The 3,595-nt window shown below is 68.6% G+C and carries 6 protein-coding genes and 1 other RNA gene; all 7 read left to right on the top strand.

Features of this window, described 5'->3' with window-relative positions:
* The coding region (locus Q0U08_RS18855; protein ID WP_298093276.1) for a chemotaxis protein CheB at positions 1-168 on the top strand (168 nt) is incomplete at its 5' end.
* On the top strand, positions 165-1,007 hold the full coding sequence (locus tag Q0U08_RS18850) for a CheR family methyltransferase (RefSeq protein ID WP_298093274.1): 843 nt from the start codon (positions 165-167) through the stop codon (positions 1,005-1,007). The genes Q0U08_RS18855 and Q0U08_RS18850, both read left to right, overlap by 4 nt.
* 67 nt (positions 1,008-1,074) lie before the next feature.
* A complete protein-coding gene (locus Q0U08_RS18845) occupies positions 1,075-1,764 on the top strand; it encodes an N-acetylmuramoyl-L-alanine amidase (protein ID WP_298093272.1) in 690 nt (229 codons plus the stop codon).
* A gap of 10 nt (positions 1,765-1,774) precedes the next feature.
* The gene (locus Q0U08_RS18840) at positions 1,775-2,044 is read left to right on the top strand and encodes a hypothetical protein (RefSeq protein WP_298093270.1); all 270 of its coding nucleotides are present in this window, start codon (positions 1,775-1,777) and stop codon (positions 2,042-2,044) included.
* On the top strand, positions 2,035-2,823 hold the full coding sequence (locus Q0U08_RS18835) for a TSUP family transporter (protein WP_298093269.1): 789 nt from the start codon (positions 2,035-2,037) through the stop codon (positions 2,821-2,823). Before Q0U08_RS18840 ends, Q0U08_RS18835 begins: the two co-directional genes overlap by 10 nt.
* Before the next feature lie 40 nt (positions 2,824-2,863).
* An RNA gene (gene rnpB / locus Q0U08_RS18830) (RNase P RNA component class A) lies at positions 2,864-3,260 on the top strand.
* Between the two features lie 54 nt (positions 3,261-3,314).
* Positions 3,315-3,595 (top strand): hypothetical protein (locus Q0U08_RS18825; RefSeq protein WP_298093267.1); only part of this gene is annotated, 281 nt, incomplete at its 3' end.

Raw genomic sequence — 3,595 nt, 5'->3', positions numbered from 1 at the left:
GCGGTCCTGCACCACCACCGCGCCGCCGGCGGCGCGGTGGTGGTGCAGGACCGCACCAGCTCGGTCGTGTGGGGTATGCCGGGGGCAGTGGCCAATCATGGCGGCGCCGACGCCGTCCTGCCGCCCGAGGCGATCGGCGCACTGATCGCCAGCCGGCTGAGGCCATGATGTCGGCATCCGCGATCAACGTGCTGGCCGCCCTGCTGGAAGTGCGCACCGGCCAGCATACCGCCAGCCATCGCTCGACGCGGATCGATGCCGCGCTGACGCCGTTGATGCGCGCGCGCGGGCTGGACACGCTGGACGATCTGGTCGCCCGGTTGCTCGACGGGCGCGATCCCGCGCTGGCAGGGCATATCGTCGATGCGCTGGTGAACCAGGAAACCTCGTTCTTCCGCGACACCGCGGTGTTCGACATGATGGTGGATGCGGTCGCCGCCGCCGAAGCGCAGGGACGCCGCGTGCGCATCTGGAGCGCCGGATGCTCTACGGGTCAGGAGCCCTTGTCGCTGGCGATGCTGTTCGCCGAGCGGCAGGAGGCCACCGGCGCACCCATGCCGGAGATCGTCGCCAGCGATATCTCCACCGCGGCGCTGGCGCGCGCGCGATCGGGGCGGTTTTCGCAGTTCGAGATCCAGCGCGGCTTGCCCGTCCGGCGGATGATGCGCTGGTTCGAAAGCGACGGGGCCGAATGGACGGCGCGCCCCGAACTGTTGCGCCATATCGCGTTTCGGCAGATCAATCTGGTCGCCGATCGCCCGCCGGGGGGCATGTTCGACCTGATCCTGTGCCGCAACGTCATGCTGTATCTGAACCCGGCACCCAAGGCGGGCGCGTTCGACCGGCTGGCCGGTGCGCTGGCACCCGGCGGGCTGCTGGTGCTGGGTGCGGGCGAGACGGTGATCGGCCAGACCGACCGGTTCGAGCCGAGCGGCCGCTTTCGCGGATTTTACCAATCGGCCCAAGGACAGGCCGGTGGAGGACGTGCCGCCGCCAAGGCCGCTTGACGCCGCGTGTCATTCCCGCGATGCGCGGGGCCTCGCGTGGTCAAGGCGCGTGGCCGGGGAAAGCCTGATGACGATCATCGACACGCCGTCGCCGAATTTCGACGAGCGCTCGCTGCCCATCACGATGATCGTGCTGCATTACACCGGCATGCAGGACGCGCAGTCCGCGATAGAGCGGCTGCGCGATCCCGCGGCCAAGGTGTCGTGCCATTATCTGGTGGCGGAGGACGGCACGGTCCTGCGCATGGTGGATGACGACAAGCGCGCCTGGCATGCCGGCCGCTCGCACTGGCGCACCATCGACGATGTCAATTCGGCGAGCATCGGCATCGAGATCGTCAATCCCGGCCATGACTGGGGATATCGCCCGTTTCCCGACGAGCAGATCGCGGCGGTCATCGCGCTGGTCCATGACCTGAAGGATCGTTACGCGATCACCCGCGGCAACATCGTGGGCCATTCCGACATCGCGCCTGCGCGCAAGCGCGATCCGGGTGAGCTGTTCCCCTGGGGCCAACTCGCCCGCCTGCGGCTTGCCCTGCCGCGCCCGACCCGGAACCTGATGGACCCGATGTGGACGGAGGCCGGCTTCTGCTTGGCGCTGGAACGCTTCGGCTATGACGTGACCGACCGGATGGCGGCGATCATGGCGTTCCAGCGCCGTTTTCGCCCCGAACTGGTGGACGGCGAGATCGATGCGGAATGCCGGATGATCCTGCTCGCCCTGCTGCTGCCCCGGCCGCAGGGCGACGATTGATGCTATCTGCATGGCGCGCAAATTCTATCTGACCGCGACGATGCCCGATGGCTATGTGAAGACGATCGGGCCGACCTCCGCGCCGTTCAGCCATTATTGGCGCATCGTCGCGATCCTTGAGAACGGCAAGACCGAGGTGTTCTGGGGGCATGCCAAGACCCTGGCCGAAGCACGCGGCAAGCAGGCGGCGGCCGCCGATGCCGCCCGCCAGCGCGGCTGGTCCCGCTACGACTTCGAGATCGCCGAGCTTGAGAGGACGCGGGAGCCGCCATGCACCTGACGCTGGACGCCGTCCTGTTCCTGATGACGGTTGCGCTGTTCGCGGGCGCGATCGATGCGATGGCCGGGGGCGGGGGCCTGCTGACCATCCCGGCGCTGCTGGCGGCAGGCGTGCCGCCGGTATCCGCGCTGGCCACCAACAAGCTGCAAAGCGCGATCGGCACCGGCTCCGCCTTTCTCGCCTTCTGGCGCGGCGGGCATGTCGATCTGCACCGCTTCACCGTGCCAGCGATCGGGGCCTTTGCTGGATCGGTCGCGGGAGCCACTGCCGTGCAGCATATCGATCCCGGCTTCCTGGCCGGGCTGGTGCCGGTGCTGTTGATCGTGATGGCGCTCTATTTCCTGCTGGCGCCGCCGATGAGCGATGTGGACCGCCATGCCCGGCTGGGGCGCGCCGGTCTGACCGCGGTGGTGACGCTGATCGGCTTTTACGACGGCTTTTTCGGGCCGGGTACCGGATCGTTCCTCACCACCGCGCTGGTGGCGCTGGGCGGGCTGGGACTGGTGCGCGCGATCGCGAACACGAAGTTTCTCAATCTCGCCACCAATCTTGCCGGGCTGCTGGCGATGATCGCGGGCGGGCATCTGTTTTGGATGCTCGGCCTGGGCATGGCGGCGGCCAATGTCGCGGGCAACCAGATCGGCGCGCGGCTGGCCATGCGCTTCGGCGGGCGCGGCGTGCGGCCGCTGCTGGTCGTCATGTCGATCGCGCTGACGATCAAGCTGCTTGCCGACCCGGCCAATCCCGCGCGGGGCTGGATCGCGGCGCTGGTCGGATAGGGCTGGTCAGGCGCCGTCTGCCCCGCTACAGCCCGCCCCGCCAGAGGGTCGGGCGGCCGCGGCTCCAGCGATGGAGGCGAGGAAAGTCCGGGCTCCGCGGAACAACGGTGCCGGGTAACGCCCGGCGGGGGCGACCCCAGGGACAGTGCAACAGAGAGCAGACGACCCAATCCTTCGGGACGAAGCCTTCGGGCAGGTCAAGGTGAAAGGGTGCGGCAAGAGCGCACCGCGGCCCTGGTAACAGGGACGGCACGGCAAACCCCACCGGGAGCAAAACCGAATAGGGATGGCATGGGCCTTCATGGTCCGGGGCGTGTTCCCGCCCGCCGTCCGGGTTGGTTGCTTGAGGCGGCGCGCAAGCGTCGTCCTAGACGAATGGTCGCCCATCCGGCCTTGTGGCCGGTGGACAGAACCCGGCTTACAGACCCTCTGGCATTATCCCTTCGGATGGTTCAAACCTCGCACTACGAGGTTTGGGAGGACCAGGGGAAATGCAGGATTTCACCATCGCGCGGGCGCTGGTCGCAGCGACGCTCGTCATGGGCGGTACGGTGGCCGCGCAGCAGCAGCCCGCGGCCACGACCAACACCATCCAGCAGGATTATGACGCGGCCACCGCGCTCGACAGCGGGAAGGACAGCGCCGCGGCACTGGCCGCGTGGGAAAGACTGGAGCCGCGCACCAAGCCCGGCAGCCGCAGCCGTGCGATCGTCCAGGTTCGCAAGGGCCGCGCGCTGTTCCGCCTGGGGCGGGGGGACGAGGCGCTGGCGAT

Origin of the sequence: uncultured Sphingomonas sp. (assembly GCF_946477935.1) — a bacterium.
Taxonomy (GTDB): Bacteria; Pseudomonadota; Alphaproteobacteria; order Sphingomonadales; family Sphingomonadaceae; genus Sphingomonas.
Note: the sequence above shows the minus strand (reverse complement) of the source record. Positions and strands in the feature narration are given on the sequence as shown.